Origin of the sequence: Azospirillum doebereinerae (assembly GCF_003989665.1) — a bacterium.
Lineage (GTDB): Bacteria > Pseudomonadota > Alphaproteobacteria > Azospirillales > Azospirillaceae > Azospirillum > Azospirillum doebereinerae.
Genome location: NZ_RZIJ01000021.1, coordinates 42,521 through 61,071 on the forward strand (window position 1 = coordinate 42,521; position 18,551 = coordinate 61,071).

The 18,551-nt window shown below is 68.1% G+C and carries 18 protein-coding genes and 1 pseudogene; 2 read left to right on the plus strand and 17 right to left on the minus strand.

Translation table 11 applies throughout. The features are described from left to right. Positions 1-51: 51 nt before the first annotated feature. The 17 genes and pseudogenes from EJ913_RS22755 to EJ913_RS22830 form a co-directional block, all read right to left on the minus strand. Entirely contained in the window at positions 52-567 is a 516-nt protein-coding gene (locus EJ913_RS22755; protein ID WP_127002185.1) for a Fur family transcriptional regulator, read from the minus strand. 335 nt (positions 568-902) lie between these two features. Continuing rightward, positions 903-2,423 (minus strand): AMP-binding protein, encoded by a 1,521-nt coding sequence (locus tag EJ913_RS22760; RefSeq protein ID WP_238522117.1) that lies wholly within the window; start codon positions 2,421-2,423, stop codon positions 903-905. 34 nt (positions 2,424-2,457) lie between these two features. After that, positions 2,458-3,465, minus strand: a complete 1,008-nt coding sequence (locus EJ913_RS22765) for a quinone oxidoreductase family protein (protein ID WP_127002187.1) — start codon at positions 3,463-3,465, stop codon at positions 2,458-2,460. Between the two features lie 2 nt (positions 3,466-3,467). Further along, positions 3,468-4,379 (minus strand): 3-hydroxyisobutyrate dehydrogenase, encoded by a 912-nt coding sequence (mmsB, locus tag EJ913_RS22770; protein ID WP_127002189.1) that lies wholly within the window; start codon positions 4,377-4,379, stop codon positions 3,468-3,470. 33 nt (positions 4,380-4,412) lie between these two features. After that, positions 4,413-5,621, minus strand: coding sequence for an ABC transporter substrate-binding protein (locus EJ913_RS22775; protein WP_127002191.1), 1,209 nt, complete (start codon positions 5,619-5,621; stop codon positions 4,413-4,415). Between the two features lie 61 nt (positions 5,622-5,682). After that, complete coding sequence (locus EJ913_RS22780; protein WP_127002193.1) at positions 5,683-7,182, minus strand: aldehyde dehydrogenase family protein; 1,500 nt, start codon at positions 7,180-7,182, stop codon at positions 5,683-5,685. A 32-nt stretch (positions 7,183-7,214) separates the two neighbouring features. Continuing rightward, on the minus strand, positions 7,215-8,039 hold the full coding sequence (locus EJ913_RS22785; RefSeq protein WP_127002195.1) for an enoyl-CoA hydratase/isomerase family protein: 825 nt from the start codon (positions 8,037-8,039) through the stop codon (positions 7,215-7,217). A gap of 342 nt (positions 8,040-8,381) precedes the next feature. Further along, positions 8,382-9,053, minus strand: coding sequence for a GntR family transcriptional regulator (locus tag EJ913_RS22790; RefSeq protein ID WP_127002197.1), 672 nt, complete (start codon positions 9,051-9,053; stop codon positions 8,382-8,384). 117 nt (positions 9,054-9,170) lie between these two features. Next, positions 9,171-9,515, minus strand: coding sequence for a DUF1289 domain-containing protein (locus EJ913_RS22795; protein WP_127002199.1), 345 nt, complete (start codon positions 9,513-9,515; stop codon positions 9,171-9,173). 143 nt (positions 9,516-9,658) lie between these two features. After that, positions 9,659-10,360, minus strand: coding sequence for a YoaK family protein (locus EJ913_RS22800; RefSeq protein ID WP_127002201.1), 702 nt, complete (start codon positions 10,358-10,360; stop codon positions 9,659-9,661). Positions 10,361-10,374: 14 nt separating this feature from the next. Further along, on the minus strand, positions 10,375-10,821 hold the full coding sequence (locus EJ913_RS22805) for a DoxX family protein (protein WP_127002203.1): 447 nt from the start codon (positions 10,819-10,821) through the stop codon (positions 10,375-10,377). A gap of 33 nt (positions 10,822-10,854) precedes the next feature. Beyond that, complete coding sequence (locus EJ913_RS22810) at positions 10,855-12,708, minus strand: amidohydrolase (protein ID WP_127002205.1); 1,854 nt, start codon at positions 12,706-12,708, stop codon at positions 10,855-10,857. A 72-nt stretch (positions 12,709-12,780) separates the two neighbouring features. Next, positions 12,781-13,044, minus strand: a complete 264-nt coding sequence (locus EJ913_RS22815; RefSeq protein ID WP_127002207.1) for a DUF1427 family protein — start codon at positions 13,042-13,044, stop codon at positions 12,781-12,783. Between the two features lie 84 nt (positions 13,045-13,128). Further along, positions 13,129-13,788 carry an isochorismatase family protein gene (locus EJ913_RS22820; protein ID WP_127002209.1) on the minus strand — a complete coding sequence of 220 codons (660 nt, stop codon included), beginning with the start codon at positions 13,786-13,788 and terminating at the stop codon, positions 13,129-13,131. Between the two features lie 440 nt (positions 13,789-14,228). Next, positions 14,229-14,459, minus strand: a pseudogene (locus EJ913_RS32740) (IS3 family transposase); the annotation flags it as partial. Between the two features lie 97 nt (positions 14,460-14,556). Continuing rightward, positions 14,557-15,084, minus strand: a complete 528-nt coding sequence (locus EJ913_RS22825; protein ID WP_127002211.1) for a hypothetical protein — start codon at positions 15,082-15,084, stop codon at positions 14,557-14,559. 44 nt (positions 15,085-15,128) lie between these two features. Next, on the minus strand, positions 15,129-15,830 hold the full coding sequence (locus EJ913_RS22830; RefSeq protein WP_185909898.1) for a glycine zipper domain-containing protein: 702 nt from the start codon (positions 15,828-15,830) through the stop codon (positions 15,129-15,131). Between the two features lie 289 nt (positions 15,831-16,119). Between EJ913_RS22830 and EJ913_RS22840 the strand changes: the two genes are divergently transcribed. Then, a complete protein-coding gene (locus tag EJ913_RS22840) occupies positions 16,120-17,199 on the plus strand; it encodes a vWA domain-containing protein (RefSeq protein WP_127002217.1) in 1,080 nt (359 codons plus the stop codon). A gap of 184 nt (positions 17,200-17,383) precedes the next feature. After that, a complete protein-coding gene (locus EJ913_RS22845) occupies positions 17,384-18,550 on the plus strand; it encodes a S1 family peptidase (RefSeq protein ID WP_185909899.1) in 1,167 nt (388 codons plus the stop codon). The last annotated feature ends 1 nt before the right edge of the window (position 18,551 follow it).

Consider the following 18,551-nt stretch of genomic DNA (forward strand, 5'->3'; position numbering starts at 1 on the left):
TCAAGGCCACGCGCCACGCGCGGGCGCGGGGGATGGGGGCCTGCCAAAAACTCACCGTCCCGGCGCGCTGTGTTCCCGGCCGTCATGGTGATGGTGGCGGCTTCTCGGCCGTTTCGCCGGAGGTTGCACGGCCGTCACACAAGCGCGCGCGGACTCGGCGCGGGAGTCGTCCGGCGACGCGAACACGTCCAGCCGGTAGCCGTCCAGCCGGTAGCCGAGCCGGGCGGCGATGGTCGCCAGCAGCGCGGCAACCTCCGGCGCCTGGAACTCCACCACCGAGCCGTCCGTGGTGTCCAGCAGATGGTCGTGCGGTTCCTTGTCCGCCTGCTCGTAGCGCATCTTGCGGTCGCCGAAGTCGAGACGCTTGAGGACGCCCTCCTCCTCGAAGATCGTCAGCGTCCGGTAGATGGTGGCGAGGCTGATGTCCGGGTCGAGTTCGGTCACCCGCTGATGGAGGTCGGCGGCGCTCAGATGCGTGCGCGCCTCGCTCAGCACGCGGATGATCAGCCGGCGCTGCCGGCTCATCGACAATCCCCGTTCCTGGCAAAGCCGTTCCAGCGACGTCATCGGATCGTAACCCTTTCTGCCCCGCCCACGCGGGTGCCCGGTTGCTCCCCGGCCACGCGTCGCTTGTCCCGACGCATTGCCTCCCCCTTTACTGAGACGTTCGAGCCCCCCGACTCTTTCACAGGAAAGATGCGTCCGATCCGATTTATTTGGCGATCTTCCCCTTTCGGCCGACCCGCATGGGTTGTCCGGTTTGGTCATATATCGAATGGGTAGAGTTGATCCGGTCGAGCCGGGCGCTGCCACGAAATGCGACAGCCCGGTCTCCGCATGGAGGCCGGGCTGTCGCAGGATCCGCGCTGTGCACATGAATTTGCCGCACGCGGAAACGCAATTCACCTCTTGAACGCATCCTTGTGCCGCTCGCGAAGCTCGTTCTTCTGCACCTTTCCCATGGCGTTGCGGGGAAGGGAATCCTGGATTACCACGATCTTGGGCAGCTTGTACCCCGCAAGCTCGCGGGCCGCCTGGGCGACGATCTCCGCCCCGTCAAGGGCACCGCATTCCGGCTGGCGCTCGACCACCGCCATCACCCCTTCGCCGAAATCCGGGTGCGGCACGCCGATGACGGCGGCGTCGCGCACGCCCGCGATGCGGCCGAGGACGCTTTCCACCTCGCGGGGGTAGACGTTGTAGCCGCCGGAAATGATCAGATCCTTGGCGCGGCTGACGATGCTGACCCGCCCGTCCGGGGCGAGGCTGACCAGATCGCCGGTGATGAAGAAGCCGTCGGGACGGAATTCCGCCGCCGTCTTTTCGGGCATCCGCCAATAGCCCTTGAAGACGTTCGGGCCGCGCAGTTCCAGCCCGCCGACCTCTCCCGGCGCCACGGCCCGTCCGGCCTCGTCGGCGACGCGGATCTCCAGCCCCGGCAGCGGATAGCCGACCGTGCCGGGCACCCGCTCGCCCTCCAGCGGGTTCGTGGTGATGATCGCGGTCTCTGTCATGCCGTAGCGTTCGAGGATGCGGTGGCCGGTGCGCTCCTCGAAGCGCGCGAAGGTCTCCGCCGACAGCGGTGCCGACCCGCAGGTGAACAGCCGCATGGCCCGGCACAGCGCCGGCGTCAGATGCGGGTCGGCGAGCAAGCGGGTGTAGAGCGTCGGCACCCCCATGAACAGCGTCGCGCGCGGCAGCAAGGCGACCACGCGGTCCGCGTTGAACTTCGCCAGGAACAGGATCGAGGCCCGGCCGAGCAGCATCGTGTTGATGGCGATGAACAGCCCGTGCGCGTGGAAGATGGGAAGCCCGTGCAGCAGCACGTCGCTTTCGGTCACGCCCCACAGGCGGGTCAGGGTGCGCGCGGTGTAGCCGAGGTTGCCGTGGGTGATCATGGCGCCCTTGGGGCGTCCCGTCGTCCCCGAGGTGTAGAGGATCGCCGCCACCTCGTCCGCCGTCACGTCGGCGACGGCGTCCCAGGGCGCAAGGTCACGGCAGGCCTCCATCAGGCTGCCGCCGCCGTCCGGGGCGAGCGTCAAAACCTTCCGTGCAACCGAGGGATCGAGCGCCTCGACCTCCCCGGCGGAATGCGGCGGCCCGACGAAGACCGCCGGCTCCGCGTCGCCCAGAAAATAGCGCAGTTCGGTCAGCGTGTAGGCGGTGTTCAGCGGCAGGTAGACCGCGCCGAGTTGCAGGACGGCGAGGTAGAGGCACAGGGCTTCGGGTGATTTCTCCACCTGCACCGCCACCCGGTCGCCCCGGATAACGCCGGTTTCGTGGAGCAGCCGCGCGATCCGGCCCGCCGTCCGCCGCAGGTCGCCGTAGCTCCACACCGCGTCCGTCTCGGTCCGGAGGGCGGCGCGCGCATCGTCCTGCGGGTCGGACGGCAGGAGCAGGCTGTAGAGGTTTTCGGTCATCATTGCGTTTCCAATCGCCTCTCGGCTTCCGGCCCGCTCAAGGGACCAGAACGATCGATCCGGTCGTCCGGCGGGCTTCCAGGTCGCGATGCACCGCCGCCGCCTCGGCGAGCGGCGCCTGCCGGGAGACCTCGACCCGGATGCGGCCCTCGGCCAGCGCCGCGAACAGGTTCCCAGCCAGCGCCTCGATGTCCGCGCGGCTGCAAGTGACGGTGGCCAGCGTCGGCTTGGCGAGGAACAGCGAGCCCTTCTGGGCCAGCACGCCGATGTCCAGCGGTGGCACCGGGCCGCTGGCCTGCCCGTAATTCACCATCATGCCGAATGGCCGCAGGCAGTCGAGCGAGCGCAGGAAGCTGTCCTGTCCGATGGAGTCATAGACCACGTCGACTCCACGCCCGCCGGTGATGTCGCGGACGCGCACGGCGAAATCCTCGTCACGGGACAGGATCGCGTGCTCGCAGCCGGCGCTTCGGGCGATGTCCAGCTTCTCCGGCGAACCGACCGTGCCGATCACCGTGGCGCCCAGGCTGCGCGCCCACTGGCAGAGAAGCTGCCCGACCCCGCCGGCGGCGGCGTGGACGAGCAGCGTGTCGCCCGCCTTCACCGGGTAGACCCGGTGCAGCAGGTACTGCGCCGTGGTGCCCTTGACCATGGCCGCCGCCGCCACCGCGTCGGACACCGTGTCCGGCAGTCTGACAAGGCGCGCGGCGGGGACGATGCGCTTTTCGGCGTAGGCGCCGAGCAGCATCCAGTAGGCCACGCGGTCGCCCGGCCGGACCGTGTCGACACCGGGGCCGACCGCCTCGACGACGCCCGCCCCCTCCACGCCCAGCACCGCCGGGCGCGGGATCGCGTATTGCCCGGACAGGGCGGAGCGGTGGTAGGTGTCGATCAGGTTGACGCCGATCGCCGTGTGGCGGACCAGCGCCTCCCCCGGACCGGGGGGAGGCAGCGCGACCGTCTCCAGCACCAGCGCCTCGGGACCGCCGGGCTGATGGACGCGGACCGCCTGGACCGTGTTGCCCTGGGGCGTGGTGCCGGCCATACTCAACCCTCCGCCGGCGAATGGCTGAGGCGGCCCGAGATCAGCTCGAAGACGGCGCTGAAATCCTTGGCGGCGTGACCGCTCTCCACCAGCATCTGGTAGAAGGCGGCGGACGCGCCGGCCAGCGGAGTCGCGGCGCCGCTGGCGCCGGCCGCCTGCTGGGACAGGCGCATGTCCTTCAGCATCATCGCCGCCGTGAAGCCCGGCTGGTAGTCGCGGTTGGCCGGCGAGGTCGGCACCGGCCCCGGAACCGGGCAGTAGACCTGCAAGGCCCAGCAATTGCCCGACGAGCGGCTGACGACGTCGTAGACTGCCTGGTTGTCGAGGCCGAGCTTCTCCGCCAGCGTGAAGACCTCGCTGATGGCGACCATGCTCATGCCGGCCATCATGTTGTTGCAGATCTTCATCGCCGTGCCGCTGCCCGACGCGCCGACGTGGAACAGGTTCTTCCCCATGCCCGACAGCACCGGGCAGGCCCGCTCGTAGCCCTCGGCGGTGCCGCCGACCATGAAGGTCAAGGCGCCGGCCTGGGCCGCCGGGACGGCGCCGGAGACCGGCGCGTCCACCATCACGAAGCCCGCGTCGGAAGCCGCCTTGCTGACCGCCCGCGCGCTCTCCACGTCGATGGTCGAGCAGTCGATCATCAGCGTGCCGGAGCGGGCCAGCGCGAACACGCCGCCCTCCCCTTCGTAGGCGGCGCGCACATGACGGCCGGTCGGGATCATGCTGATGACGGTGTCGGCCTCGGCCAGCGCCTCGGCCAGGGTGGCCGCGACGCGGCCTCCGGCGGCGGCGTAGGCGTCGCGCATCGACGGCGCGATGTCGTAGCCGACGACGCCGTTGCCGGCCTTGACGAGGTTGTCGCACATGGGACGGCCCATGTTGCCCAGCCCGATGAACGCAATCCGTGCCATGACTTTATCCTTCTGAGATCCGTTCGGGCCGCGTCAGCTCTTCTTGACCAGAGAGCATTTGCTCTCGCTCAGCGGCATCGTCGCCTGATCGGCCGGGATGGTGCGGAGGATCTTGTAGTAGTCCCAGGGCCCCTTGGATTCGGCGGGGGTCTTCACCTGGATCAGGTACATGTCGCGGGCGACCCGACCGTCGGCGCGGACGGTGGCGCCCTTGGTGATGAGATCGTTGACCGGAAGTTCGCGCATCTTCTCGGCCACCACCTTGCCGTCGTCGGTGCCGGCGGCCTGCATCGCCTTCAGATAATGGACCACGGCGGAATAGACGCCGGCCTGCACCATGTTGGGCTTGCGCTTCATGCGCGCCTCGAAGCGCCGGGCCAGCTCGCGGCTGCCCTCGTCGCGGTCCCAGTAATAGCCGTCGGTGGCGATCAACCCCTTGGCGCTGGCGAGGCCCAGCGCGTGCACGTCGCTGATCATGACGGCGAGGCCGACCAGCTTCTGGCCGCCGTCGGTGATGCCGAACTCCGCCGCCTGCTTGATCGCGTTGGAGGTATCGGTGCCGCCGTTGGCCAGCCCGATCACCTGGGCCTTCGACGCCTGGGCCTGGAGCAGGAAGGAGGAGAAGTCTGCGCTGCCGATCGGGTGCTTCACCTGCCCGGCCACCGTGCCGCCGTTCTCCTGCACGGTCTTGGACAGCTCCGCCGCCATCTGGTGGCCGAAGGCGTAGTCGGCCGCCAGCAGGAACCAGCTCTTGTCGCCACCCTGGAGCACGGCGCGGGCGGTGCCGGTGGCCTGCGAGTAGGTGTCCCACATCCAGTGGAAGCTGGTGGGCGAGCAATCCTCGTTGGTCAGCCGGGTGGTGCCGGCGGCGGTGGCGAGCGTGATCCGGCCACGCTCCTTCGCGAGATTCTGCACGCCGATGGCGATGGCCGAGTTGGTCAGCTCGGCGATGGCGTCGACCTGCTGCACGTCGAACCATTCGCGGGCGATGGTCAGGCCGATGTCCGGCTTGTTCTGGTGGTCGGCGGTGATGATCTCGATCTTCTTGCCGAGGATCGTGCCGCCGAAATCCTCCACCGCCAGCTTCGCCGCCTCGACCGAGCCGATCCCGCCGAAATCGGCGTAGAGCCCGGTCTGGTCGTTGAGCACGCCGATGCGGATCGCGTCCGGGCCGGCCTGCGCGCTGCCGGCAGCCGCCAGCGACGCCGCCGCGAGCGCGACGGCGAGAATGGGCTTCGTCATGGTGTTTCCTCCCGTTTCGCCGGCTTGTGCCGCCGGCTCCTGGTTCAAATCATGATGGGTATCAGGTCATGTTGATGATGACCGTCTTCTTGTGCGTGAAGTGGTCGAGCATCGCCTCGAACGAGGCCTCCTTGCCCAGCCCCGACTGCTTGACGCCGCCGTAGGACAGGCCCGGCTGGACGACGAGGTTCTGGTTGACCTGCACGAAGCCGGCCTGGAGACGCTGGGTCGCGTCCATCGCGGTGCGCAGGTCGCGCGTCCAGATGGTCGCGGCGAGGCCGAAGTCGCTGTCGTTGGCCATCGCCAGCGCGTCCTCATAGTCACGGAAGGCGATGACGCAGGTCACCGGCCCGAAGATCTCCTCCCGCGCCAGCGCGTGGTCGTTGGGGATGCCGGTGAAGAGGACCGGCTGCACGAACAGGCCGCGCGTCAGCCGCTCGTCCACCGGCAGGGCCGAGCAGCGGTGCGCCACGGCGCCCACCACCGTCTCGCCGAGCGCGATGTAGCGCTGCACCCGGTCGAACTGCTGGGGCGAGACAATGGTGCCGATGTCGGTGGCCTCGTCCAGCGGATCGCCCATCGTCATCGCGTCGACCCGCGCCTTCAGTCTGGCGACGAAGGCGTCGTGCAGGCTTTCATGCACGAAGATGCGCGAGGCGGCGGTGCAGCTCTGCCCCTGGCGGGTGAAGCGCATGCCGGCGACGGCGCCGTCGATGGCGCGGTCGAGGTCGGCGTCGCCCATCACGATCATCGGGCTCTTGCCGCCCAGCTCCAGCGTGACCGGGATCAGCTTGTCGGCCGCCAGACGCGCGATGATCTTGCCGGTCTCGACCGAGCCGGTGAAGGTCACCTTACCGACGCCGGGATGCGCGACCAGCGGCGCGCCGCAGCCGGGGCCGTCGCCCGACAGGATGTTCAGCACGCCGGCCGGCAGCACCTGGTTCATCACCTGGATGACCCGCAGGGTGGCCAGCGGCGCCTCCTCGGCCGACTTGACGACGACCGCGTTGCCGGCGACCAGCGCCGGGGCGATCTTCAGCGCCATCAGGTAGAGCGGCACGTTCCACGGGATGATCGCGCCGACAACGCCGATCGGCTCGCGCTGGGTAAAGGTCAGCATGGACGGGTTGAAGGGCACCGTCTCGCCCTTCAGTTCCGAGGCGAGGCCGCCGTAAAAGGCCAGCGTGTCGGAGACCAGCGTGGCCTCGACCCGGCTTTCGGTGCGGATCGCCTTGCCGGTCTCCAAAGCGAGCAGCCGGCCGATCTCCTCGGCGTGATTGGTGAGGCGGCGGCCGCATTCGGCCACCAGCCGGCCGCGCTCGCGGGCCGGCAGCCGCGCCCAGCCGCGCTGGGCCTTGGACGCGGCGGCGACCGCCGCGGCGACGTCCTGCGCGTCGCCCTCGGCGGCGGTGGCGACGGTCTCGCCAGTCGCCGGGTTGACGACATCGAAGGTCGCCCCCGACAGCGCCGGCCGCAGGTCGCCGTCGATCAGGAGGAAACCCGACAGCTCCCGTGCCAGGGCGTGGGGATCCAGGGTGGGCGCGCGTGTCTGATCGGCCATGATTCGTCTCGGCTTTCGGTTGTCGGGTGCCTTCAGGAAGGTTTGCGCTGCGACCAGACCTTCAAGGCTTCGGTGAATTCGTCGGACCGCAGGCTGGCGCGGAAGGCCGCCTCGCCCGCCCGGTCGTCCAGCGCGCCGTTGGCGAGGTCGTTGAGCGACCGCTTGATTCCGGCGGTTGCCTGGGGGGCGCAGGCGGCGATGCGCGCGGCCAGCTCCGCCACCGCCCCTTCCAGCGCCTCGGGTTCCACCAGTCGATCAAGGAAGCCGACCCGCAGCATCTCCTCCGCCCCGATGGTTTCGGCGGTGAGGAACAGGCGCTTGGCCGTCGCCAGACCGAGCCGGGACACGTATCGGCGCAGGCCGCTCGGGTAGAAGTGGATGCCGAGTTGGGCCGCCGGCATGCGCATCCGCATGCCGGTCACGCCGATCCGGAAATCGCAGGCCAGCGCAAGGTCGGTGGAGCCGCCGTAGACGCCGCCGTTCAGGGCGCAGATCGTCGGCACGCGGATCGCCTCGACCCGGTCGCACAGCCGGGAGAACGCCACCTCCCCATCATCCGTGGCAGTGTCCGGCTTGGCCGCACCGGTGGAGGACGGCCCCGGCCGTGCCGAGGTTTGGGCAGTGCTCAGGTCGTAGCCGGAGGAAAAGCTCGCTCCCGTGCCGGTCAGCACCAGGACCCGAACGGTGGGATCCGCTTCGGCCGTCACGATCAGCTCATGGAGGACGACGATGTCCGCCGGATCGATCCGGTTGTGCTGCCGGGGGCGGTTGAGCCGGATCGTGGCGACCGCGTCCGTCGTCGTAAGCCATGGTGTCGTCGCCGGCGCGGCGGCTTCGGTCTCTGGCCAACCGTTCATCGTATCTCCCACTGTCATGCTTTTTTCATTGCGGCGCGGTAGAGGAATACCAAATTCGGCGTCGGATCGCTTCATTCACGATAAATGGCATACCAAAAATCATTTATGGAATGCAATTCGAAAATGGTGACAATGCCCGCAATCCGTGGAAACCGCATTATCCGGCTCCGATAACGCCATGCGGAGTGGCCCGGCGAAACAAACCGCCGGTTCCAGTCTGTGAGTGTGGGTTTGAAAGCCGCGCGCAGGCGCGGGTATCCGCCAGGAAAGCGGCGTTCGTTTTGGCGGCGAAGGGCTTTCCCGCGCCTTGCGCGTGGCCGCCTCCGACCAAGAAACGCTCTTTTAGGCGCTCTCGCCGAGAGCCGGCATGCCGACGACCATGTCGACAAAGATGTTGCCGCCTACGGTCATGTGATTGTGCATGTGCATCCGGGCGGCTTCGCTGTCCCCTTCGAGGATCGCTTTCACAAAGAAATCATGCTCGCTGTAGGATTTCAAAGGCCGCGCCGTGTGTTGGAACGGGTATTGGCGATATATCCGCATTCGGCTGCGGATCAGTTTCGCCTGCTGCTCCAGATGTTCGTTCCGGCTACCGGCGTAGATCAGTTCATGCAGTTCGCGGTTGAGCCGGTCATAGACCTCGATGTCACCGGCCAAGGCGGCGACGTGACTTTCATCATGCACGCTTTTGAGACGATTGCGCTCGCCTATTGCCATCCGGCGCGCGGCAAGGCCGGCGGCCAAGGCTTCCAGTTCGACCAGCACTTCCATCATGCCGATGAGTTGCTTGGGGGACATCCGCACGACGGACGCCCCCGCCCCCGGCTTGATGGATACCAGACCGGTCGAGCCCAGTTGCGACAGCACCTCCCGCACCGGGGTCCTCGACACGCCGAACCGGTCGGCCAGCGCGCGTTCATCGAGGCGTTCGCCGGGCCGTATCGCTCCCTCCAGGATTTCCTGTTCGAGGGCTTGGCGCATTTCCGAAACCCGGCTTGGTTTCTCAGCCTGCATCACAGATTCCGAGCAAAAGATCTGTTCCGTATACGCGCCAATGTGGCGATCCCGGTGATGGCGGTCAAGCGGTTTAGAATACCAAAATTGTGATTTGGTGCACCAAGTCGCAACTCCTCAGCGTCGGAGGGTCGTTGAGCGGAGCGGCACGATCCCCCCTTCCGGAGGCGCGCGCGACAGGGCGGCGCCAGCCGAAGTTTCCCGCTCCGCTTTCAAGGCACTCAGCTTGGCTTCGAGTTTCCGGATTTTTCGGTCGAGCTTGCGAAGCCGCTTGCCATCGCTCGGCTTCGTCTCCAGTGCGGCTTGTGCCTGGATGCGATGGTTGATCGCGGCTTTCTCCCCATCCGACAACCGCTTCCAGCCCTTCACCTCAGCCTTCGTACGATGGCAGCCACGGCATTCGGCGTCCGCGCCGAAACGGCAGGCTCCGATGCAGGGATTCCTCGTGTCTTTCGTGCTCATAGGGTGCTTCGCGCGATGTCCGGCTGCCGGGAAGACATGTCGTGTCGGCTCCTTCGCGGGGCAATGGCGCCGTCGCCATTTGCCGGTGGAGCATGGACACCACGCCCCATCAAGCACCGGCCTTGGACGGATCGCGGAAGGGATCACGCGGCCACGGGTTCGGCCGACGCCGGGTGAAGGGCGCAGGCGGCCGTGCCGACGATCACCAGAAGACCGGTCAAGGCGAGGGGAAGCGCCAGCCCCACCCGCATCACCAGAACCGCGCCGAGGACCGCGCCGAGAAAGATCGCGAAGACACCGCCGACACGGCGCTGCCAGTTGGGGTTGGCGCCGCCGGCAAGGCTGGAATCGGCGGCCAGCCCGGTCAGCGTCAGGGTCAGCACCGTGGTCGTCAGGTCGGGAATCTTCAACTGCCGGATCGTGGCGTTGCGGAACCCCATCGCCAGCCCGGTCAGCGCGATGATGGCGTAGAGGCTTGCCCCCGGCGTCTGGCTGGCGATGTCGAAATCCAGCGCGACGACCGCCGCGATCCACAGCAGGCCGGCTTCGATGAAGGCCGCGACCAGCAGCCAGCGCCGCAGCGGCCGGCCGGCGTGCGCCTTGCCGGTGCGCCCGGCGACCAGCGCGCCCACGAGGAAGGACAGCAACGCCACCAGATAGGGAACGACGCGGAAGCCCGGCGTCCCGGCGGCGGCGAAGCCCAGGAAGACGATGTTGCCGGTCATGTTGGCGGTGAAGACCTTGCCTAGGCCGAGCACGCTGATGGCGTCGACCAGCCCGGTCGTCACCGACAGCAGCAGGAGAAGCCAGGGCAAGGGGGCGGCGGGGCCGGGTGAGGCGGTCATGGAGCGCGTCCCTTTCAGAACCGGTCGGCCGAGGCCGGGTGACGGCGGCGCAGGCTGGACAGCAGGGCGACGAGGACGAAGCCGCCGGCCAGCCCCAGATGCTCGAAGAAGGCGTTGGTCGCCATGAAGCGTTCCGGCCCGGCCATCGTCCAGAAGCCGTTGGCGATGACGGCGGCCAGCACGGTGAAGACGCCGAGCATCCCGGCCCCGAGCCAGACCGCCCGGTCGAGCAGGATCAGCAGCGAGCCGACCAGTTCGACGGCGATGGTCAGCGCCGCCCACAGCGCGGGCGGATGGAGCCCGAAATGAGCCTGCTCCGCCACCGCCCCCGGCCAGTCGCCCAGCTTGACAGCGCCGCCGAGGAGATAGGCGCCGACCAGCGCCAGACGGGCGAGGAACCAGAGGCCGGGCCAGCCGAGGATCGTGTCGACGAAGGCGGGGGTGTCGCGTTGCGGCGTCATGGAAACTCTCCAGCTGGATCGGGTGTGGAACGGTCAGACGGCCCAGCAGCCGCAGCCGAGCGCGCCCCAGAAGGTCTGGACGTCGGCCGCCGGGACGTCGGCGCCGAGCGCCGCCGCGTGGTCGTGGCCGTGGACGGTGCAGGACTGCGCGCAGCCGCAGGCCGAGGCGAGCGCCGTCCGCTCCGCGTCGGGGCGGTGGTAACCGCCGAAGGTCCGGACCGGCGACCAGTCCGGCATCGGCTTGGGCAAGGCCGGCGCCAGCGGGCCGTAATCGCCTTCGCCATGGACGACCTTGCCGCCCAGCAGTGTCAGCACCGAGCCCAGATGCGCGATGCGGTCCTCCGGCACGCTGAAGTAGTCGTCGGACAGCACGGCGAGGTCGGCGAACTGCCCGGCCTTGATCTGCCCCTTCTTGCCCTGTTCGTTGGAGAACCAGGTGTTGGCCTCGGTCCACAGCCGCAGCGCCGTCTCGCGGTCGAGCCGGTTGGCGACCGGGTACAGGCTCAGGCCCCCGACAGTCCGCGAGGTGACCAGCCAGGACAGCGAGACCCACGGGTTGTAGCTGGCGACGCGCGTCGCGTCGGTCCCCGCCCCGACCGGCACGCCGGCCTCCATCATCCGCTTGATCGGCGGGGTCCGCTCGGCGGCCTTGGCGCCGTAGCGCTCGACGAAATACTCGCCCTGGTAGGCCATGCGGTGCTGCACGGCGATGCCGCCGCCCAGCGCCGCGATCCGGTCGATGTTGCGGTCGCTGATCGTCTCGGCGTGGTCGAAGAACCAGTGCAGGCCGGCGAAGGGCGTGTCGCGGTTGACCTTCTCGAACACGTCGAGCGCGCGGCCGATGGTCTGGTCGTAGGTGGCGTGCAGGCGCCACGGCCAGCGGTTCTCGGCCAGCAGGCGCACCACCGGCTCCAGATCGCCCTCCATGCTGGGCGGCATGTCCGGGCGGGCGACGCGGAAATCCTCGAAATCGGCGGCCGAGTACACCAGCATCTCGCCGGCGCCGTTGTGGCGGTAGGTGTCGTCGCCGTCGCCGGGTTTCACCTGCTTGGCCCAGCCGGCGAAATCGGCCAGCTCCTCCTTCGGCTTCTGGGTGAACAGGTTGTAGCTGATGCGCAGCGTCAGTTCGCCGTCCTCGTGCAGCTTCTCGACGATCGCGTAATCGTCGGGGTAGTTCTGGAAGCCGCCGCCGGCGTCGATCACCCCGGTCACGCCCAACCGGTTCATCTCGCGCATGAAATGGCGGGTGGAATTGAGCTGGTATTCGGGCGGCAGCTTCGGCCCCTTGGCCAGCGTCGCGTAGAGGATCGTCGCGTTGGGCTGGGCCAGCAGCAGCCCGGTCGGGTTGCCGGCCGCGTCGTGCACGATCTCGCCGCCCGGCGGGTTCGGCGTGTCCCTGGTGTAGCCCACCGCGCGCAGGGCGGCGGCGTTGAGCAGCGCCCGGTCGTAGAGGTGCAGGATGAAGACCGGCGTGTCGGGGGCGGCGGCGTTCAACTCCTCGATGGTCGGCAGGCGCCTTTCGGCGAACTGGTGCTCGGTGAAGCCGCCGACCACGCGGACCCACTGCGGCGGCGGGGTGATCGCCGCCTGATGCTTGAGCATCGCCATCGCGTCGGACAGGCTGGGCACGCCGTCCCAGCGCAGCTCCATGTTGTAGTTCAGCCCGCCGCGGATGATGTGCATGTGGCTGTCGATCAGGCCAGGGATGACCCGGCGGCCCTTGGCGTCGATCACCGCCGCGTCGGGCGCGGCGGCGGCCCGCACCTCGGCCTCGTTGCCGACGGCCAGGAAGCGCCCGTCGCGGATGGCGACCGCCGTGGCCTGGGGGTTCTCGCGGTCGAGCGTTGTGATCTTCGCGTTGGTCAGGATCAGGTCGGTCGATGCCATGATCGGTTTCCGTTCAGCGGTGGGACGGGATCGGCGGCGGGGCCGGAGGCGTCGGGGTGGGCGGATAAGGAATTACGCGCCCTTGTCGACGCTGCCACCCTTGCCGTGGCCGGGCAATTGACCCAGCACGTGCTCGGCGCAGTCGGTGCGCAGGAAGGCCGCCACCTCGTGCCCGGCGAACAGGCGCTTGGCGACCGGGATCACCTGCTCGCCCAGCAGGATGCCGAGCAGCCCGATCAGGGCGATGGTCGGCGGGGCCGGGGAGCGAACGTTCAGCAGGCTGTAGACGATGCCCACCAGCAGGCCGGCACCAAGCGAGAGCAGATAAGGTTTCATGGGTCCGTTCCCCCGAGGCTCAGCGTTGCAGGATTTCCGGAAGCGTCGGGAGGGGCCGGACACCGCCGGCCCCTCCCGCCGCCCTCAGTGGCCGCCTTCGGAGGCGCCGAACATCGTCTTGGCGTAGGTGACGCCCAGCCCGTAGGCGCCGCCCCACTTCTTCGCGATGCCGGTCGCCAGATCGTAGGTCTCGGCGCGCGCCCAGTCGCGCTGGAGTTCCAGCAGATACTGGAGCGCGGTCATCGGCTTGGCGCCGAGCTGGATCATCCGCTCCACCGCGCGCTCATGCGCCTCGGCCGAGATGTCGCCGCAGGCGTCGGCGATGAAGTAGACGTCGAAGCCCTGGTCGATCGCCGAGGCCACCGGGCCGACGATGCACACCGAGGTCCACAGCCCGGCGAACACGATGCGGTCCTTGCCGATGCGGTTGACCTCGTCGATGACGGCGGCGTCCTCCCAGGTGTTCATCGAGGTGCGGTCGAGCAGCGCCTGACCGGGGAAGGGCTCGGTGATCTCGCTGAACATCGGGCCGGAGAAGCTCTTTTCGGCGACCGTGGTCAGGATGGTCGAAACGCCGAAGCCGGCGGCGGCGTTGGCGACCAGGGCGGCGTTGTTGCGCAGCAGCGTCGTGTCGATCGACTTGGTGGCGAACGCCATCTGCGACTGGAAGTCGATCAGCACCAGGGTGTGGTCCTTGGGGGACAGCAGGGACTTGCCGGGGGTCGGGGTGGCGGTGATGCTCATGTCGGTCTCCAGGGGCAATGGGATGTTGAGGAGGTCGCTTCGTTGCTGGCCGGCTCGTTGGCCACCTCGTCCTGTGCCCCCAGTGTTAAGCCGAAACGGTTCGTCGAAATACTGGGATAAGATCAAACGTCTTGTTCAACTTTCTCGAAAGGATGACACCGTCGTGAATGCCAACGTCAGGGACGCCTCCCCGTTGCTCGCCAAGGTCGAGCCGGGAGGTGTAGATCGTGGTCAGCCCCCCGATGAAGGTGAGGAGTTTCTCTGACGAGATCCTTGTGGGTGATGCACAGCGCCGTGCGGCGCGTCCGCGCCGGCCTTCGGCGGCATGACCGGGCGCCTACCCTGCCGATGATCTCGAAGGAAACGTAAATCGCTTGGATGGTCGGAGGCCATTTGGACTGCGCCACGCCGCTATGGCGACGACTTCGGCTTGAGCATGAGAGGCGGTTGATCGTCTCGGCCGGGGTGTTGTCATAGGAGTGGCCGACGAGGCCGACCGGCAACTCGGTGCCAGCCGGGTCAGGCGCTCGGTGTACTTGACTGCCGTCGGTGTGGTGACCGAGGCCTTTGCCTTCTTGGCCGTCCGGCGGGTTATGAAGTGCTTGGTCCAGAGCGTCCAAGACGAAGCCGGCATGGCCGGTGCGCGGCCTCCGCAACCGCACTCTTGCGAATTTTGAAGGCGTATTCGGGTGAGGTCCGCTTCGTGATGATGCCTCCATCCTCAAAGAAATGGGAGCGCCAAGAAACCCGGAGCGGTTCAGTCGGTGCTTACTCCTGCAATGCCCGACCCGAAAGTCTCGTAACGGCTTCCTTTCTTGCGGCGATATCGGCTTCCAAGGCCGCAATCTCCTCGGCCGTCACATTGCTTTTGTCCATGCCGGACAATTTCGTCTCGGCCACCTTGAGCTGCTCTTGCAGAGCGGCCAACTTGGCGCGCGCCTTGTCGCCTTCGACCCTCATGCCTGCCAACTTCAGCTGCAAGCGATCGAGATCGCGCTTCTCGCTCGTCATCTTTCGCTGAAGGGCGTCCCGGTTGCCGGCCAGGAGCTGAGCCTCGCGGTCCATGCCGGCAGCTTTTGTCTGAGTCGCAGCAAGCTCGGCACGCAGAGCCTCGACCTCCGCTCGCGCGGTCTGCAGATGGGCATCGAAACCGCCCAGTATGTTGCAGTTCGCCGCCGCCAGCACGTTGTTGACCAGGGCGGGATCGCATTGCTGGGCCGTCATGGCGCAAGCGGTCAGGGTCGAGCTCATGGCCAGAGCCATGACCAGTCGCCGCGTGTTTTCCACGTTGATCATGCTTACACCCATGGCGGCCCGAGTTTCGGAGGGGTTGAGGGTGGTCAGACGCCGGCGCCGACGCCGGTCCCAGCGCCCGTGATGCCGGCGAGATCGCTGATCGTCGCGTCCAGCTTGCGCTTCTCGGCGACCAACTGGGCCTGCTTCGTCCTCATGTAGGCGACGTCGCTCTTGCTGCCTTTTCCACTGTTGATGTCCGTTTCCAGCTTGCCGATGGTGTCCTCCATCTTCTTCGAGGCGTTCGTCATGCTTTCACGGTCCTGCTCGGCCTCGCGCACCTTGGCCATGAGCTGGGCGTTGCTCGCCTGCCCCGATGCAACCTGACGCTGAAGCTGCCGGATGTCGGCCTTCGCCGTCGATGCGATTTTGGCGGAGAGCGCGGCGGCCTGCCTGGACTCCTCGACCTTCCCGTCCAGATCGCTTTTCTGAACGGTGTAGGCGGCGCTGGTCGCCCCCACCTGATTTTGGCGCTGGGCCAGGAAATACCCTCCGGTACCACCGGCCGCCCCACCCACGGCTGCCCCTGCGGCACAACCGACCGCCCGGTTCCGGCTCAAGAGCGCGCCGGTCACGCAGCCAAGAACCGCGCCGGCGACGGCGCCCTGCACCGTGTAGTCGGCCGAATAGTCACGCAGCGCCTTTTGATCGGGCGACAGGGTTGCCGACGAGCTTCCGGTGGTCGTGCAGGCTGCCGAAAAAAGGACGAGAGTCAATGCCGCCGTTATGCGGATGCCGCGCAATGCCATGAATTTCCCCATAATTTATAATATGCCGCCACTGCAGCCAACAAAATCGAGAAAGCCCCGGAACACGTCTTTCAGGTGTCAACAACGCATTGAGAGTAGCCACCTTTGATGTGGACTTCGAGATAAATTTGCATGAAAAGGGAATGGAAGTTTCTCTCCTTCCGTAAGGTTGCGATGCCCATCCCGTGCAGCACCACGGCACCCAAGCATGCGGAGCCGTTCGACAAGCGGTTCCCGCCGGCCTCGACATCCATGCGCCCAAAGTCATTGAAAGACGGCGGAGGCGACGATGCCTGAGGGGCGTATGCCGCACGGGCGTCCATCGGGTTTCACCGCCATGGTTCCGTTGCTCGCCTTCATGGCTCTGCTCGGCGTGGCGATCGGCTGGCTGGCCCTGTCGGCGTGCAGCCTGACCTTGCCGGGGATCGGCAACCTGATCGATGCCTGCCCGGCCCCGCCCGTCGCGGTGGTGGCCTCCTTCCCCGACGCCCAGGCTGAAAGCCTGCGCGGGGCCGTGCTGGTGGACCAGATCGGGCAGTTGGAAAGGCAGATCGCGCTGGCACCCTTTTGCCCAGCCCCTCCCCCGGCCCCGGTTCCACCGGCGTCTCCCCGGCCCCGCGCCGAAGCGCCGCCTCCCGCCCCCCGCCGCGCCGAAGCGCCGGCGGCCTGCCCGATGCGGCGCTCGGACCGGGTCGTCCTGTTGCTCGACGCATCGACCAGCATGAAATTTTCGTACGCGCTCGATCCTGCCATCGAACGACGCCTCCAAGTCCTTCAGGACAGGCTGAAGGCTGAGGGCCGGCGGCCGCCTTCCCCGGATTTCGCCGAAGCGATGGAGTTGATACGGCAGGCCGAGCGGGTGCCGGGAACCTCGCGGATCGAGATCGCCAAACAGGCGATGACCGAACTGGTCGATGCCGCCGACCCGAACGTCGCCTTCGATCTGATCAGCTTCGCGCAGTGCGGACCGCCCCGCCACGAAGGGCATTTCTCCCCCGCGCAGCGGTCCGCGCTGAACCGGGCCATCGCCAACACGCCATTGCGGAATTCGACCGCGCTGACCGCTGCGTTGGAGGCGCTGCCCGGCCTGATCCCCCGCGACGGCGCGACGGGACGGCCGATCAACGTAGTGCTGATTTCCGACGGCTACGACAGCTGCGGGGGCGATCCCTGCGCGGCAGCCGCGCGACTGGAACAGGCCCGACCGGAGATCAACGTGAACGTTGTCGCCATCAGCCGTGGAATCGAGGCCATCCGCTGCGTGGCGAACAAGACCGGTGGGCAGTTCCTGCAATCGGGAGACATCGCCAACCTCGCCCCGCTGCTGCGGGCGGCGTCCGGACAGGATGTTCCGGAGCATTGCCGATGATTCCCCTCCCCCGGACCAGCCGACACGCGGACAGACAAAAAGAAGGGTCACAGGAATGAGCGTGAACGGGGAAGGCAACCCTGCGGCGACCGGAAGCCCGAACGGTCAAGGCGCCACGCCGTCCGACGGCCATGCGCCTGACAGCCATACGTCCGATGGCCGCCCGACCGGACCGCCCCAGCCCGTGGTTTCGGTTTGCCGCCCATGGCTGGCACCCGCCATCGCCTGCCTGATCGCGGCGATCGTTCTTTTGTTCCTGCTGATCCCCGGCGTGCTGCGCTACCCCGTCGCGGCCGCCCCACCCCCCGTTCCCTACACGCCGCCGTCGAGCGCCCAGCGCGACAACAACCGAACAATGGAAGAACGGGTGGCCAGCCTGCGCCGCCTTCTCGACGCCCGGGTCTGCGTCGCCGACGGCGCCTATCGCGTTCCGGACGGCCCCGGCTCGGCGGCGGTGACGCCCCAGGATCGGGCCGCCCTGCCGCCGCCCGTCGCCGCCCAGACACCGGTGCCGCCCCAATCATTGCCGGAAGGGCGTCCTTTCACGGGGTCGCTGCTCGATCTCCTCGACCAGGCGACGGTGCTGGTGCTCCAGAGCGACGCAGGCGGAAACGTGCAGGGCTCGGGCACCGGCTTCTTCGTGGCGCCCGGCATGATCCTCACCAACCGGCACGTCACCGCCGGGGAGCCGGGGCGGACGATCCATGTGGCCAGCCGCGTCACGGGCGTCGTCACCGCCCAGGTCGTGGCGGAAAGCCCCGACGACACGCCGGGCTCGCCGGACTTCTCGCTGCTGCGCGTCGCGACGGGCGGCGGCACGGGCGGTGGCGAAGGCGGAACCCCGATGCCGCTGACCTTCGCCCCGCCGGCCGAGCGTTTGGTGAACGTGATCGCCAGCGGCTTTCCCGGCATGATCCTGAACACCGATGAGCATTTCCAGCGGCTGATCCGGGGCCAGGGAACCGAAATGCCGACCGCCGCCGTCACCGAAGGCGTCGTCACCGCCGTGCAGAGCGGCTCGGGCAGCGGACTCGTCCTCCACACCGCCCAGATCACACCGGGCAACAGCGGCGGCCCGCTGGTCGATCGCTGCGGCCGGGTGCTCGGCATCAACACCTTCATCCAGGCGCGCGAGGAAGGCCGGATGAACTATGCCTTGGCCAGTGCCGATGCCGGCCGCTTCCTCGCCGCCAACAATGTCGCGGTGCGCAGCGCCGCCGGCGCCTGCAACCCCGCCCCGGCCGGCACGGCACCGGCACCGGCTCAAGCGCCAGCGCCAGCCCCCGCCGTCGGCACGCCACCGGGTGGCACGCCGCCCACCGCAGACCCCGCCGCCCGGCGACCGGAGTGAG

Bases quoted from the DNA above. Each gene is read 5' to 3' on its own strand.
- EJ913_RS22755 (WP_127002185.1), bottom strand. From the start codon at position 567: ATGACGTCGCTGGAACGGCTTTGCCAGGAACGGGGATTGTCGATGAGC.
- EJ913_RS22760 (WP_238522117.1), bottom strand. From the start codon at position 2,423: ATGATGACCGAAAACCTCTACAGCCTGCTCCTGCCGTCCGACCCGCAG.
- EJ913_RS22765 (WP_127002187.1), bottom strand. From the start codon at position 3,465: ATGGCCGGCACCACGCCCCAGGGCAACACGGTCCAGGCGGTCCGCGTC.
- mmsB (WP_127002189.1), bottom strand. From the start codon at position 4,379: ATGGCACGGATTGCGTTCATCGGGCTGGGCAACATGGGCCGTCCCATG.
- EJ913_RS22775 (WP_127002191.1), bottom strand. From the start codon at position 5,621: ATGACGAAGCCCATTCTCGCCGTCGCGCTCGCGGCGGCGTCGCTGGCG.
- EJ913_RS22780 (WP_127002193.1), bottom strand. From the start codon at position 7,182: ATGGCCGATCAGACACGCGCGCCCACCCTGGATCCCCACGCCCTGGCA.
- EJ913_RS22785 (WP_127002195.1), bottom strand. From the start codon at position 8,039: ATGAACGGTTGGCCAGAGACCGAAGCCGCCGCGCCGGCGACGACACCA.
- EJ913_RS22790 (WP_127002197.1), bottom strand. From the start codon at position 9,053: ATGCAGGCTGAGAAACCAAGCCGGGTTTCGGAAATGCGCCAAGCCCTC.
- EJ913_RS22795 (WP_127002199.1), bottom strand. From the start codon at position 9,515: ATGAGCACGAAAGACACGAGGAATCCCTGCATCGGAGCCTGCCGTTTC.
- EJ913_RS22800 (WP_127002201.1), bottom strand. From the start codon at position 10,360: ATGACCGCCTCACCCGGCCCCGCCGCCCCCTTGCCCTGGCTTCTCCTG.
- EJ913_RS22805 (WP_127002203.1), bottom strand. From the start codon at position 10,821: ATGACGCCGCAACGCGACACCCCCGCCTTCGTCGACACGATCCTCGGC.
- EJ913_RS22810 (WP_127002205.1), bottom strand. From the start codon at position 12,708: ATGGCATCGACCGACCTGATCCTGACCAACGCGAAGATCACAACGCTC.
- EJ913_RS22815 (WP_127002207.1), bottom strand. From the start codon at position 13,044: ATGAAACCTTATCTGCTCTCGCTTGGTGCCGGCCTGCTGGTGGGCATC.
- EJ913_RS22820 (WP_127002209.1), bottom strand. From the start codon at position 13,788: ATGAGCATCACCGCCACCCCGACCCCCGGCAAGTCCCTGCTGTCCCCC.
- EJ913_RS22825 (WP_127002211.1), bottom strand. From the start codon at position 15,084: ATGATCAACGTGGAAAACACGCGGCGACTGGTCATGGCTCTGGCCATG.
- EJ913_RS22830 (WP_185909898.1), bottom strand. From the start codon at position 15,830: ATGGCATTGCGCGGCATCCGCATAACGGCGGCATTGACTCTCGTCCTT.
- EJ913_RS22840 (WP_127002217.1), top strand. From the start codon at position 16,120: ATGCCTGAGGGGCGTATGCCGCACGGGCGTCCATCGGGTTTCACCGCC.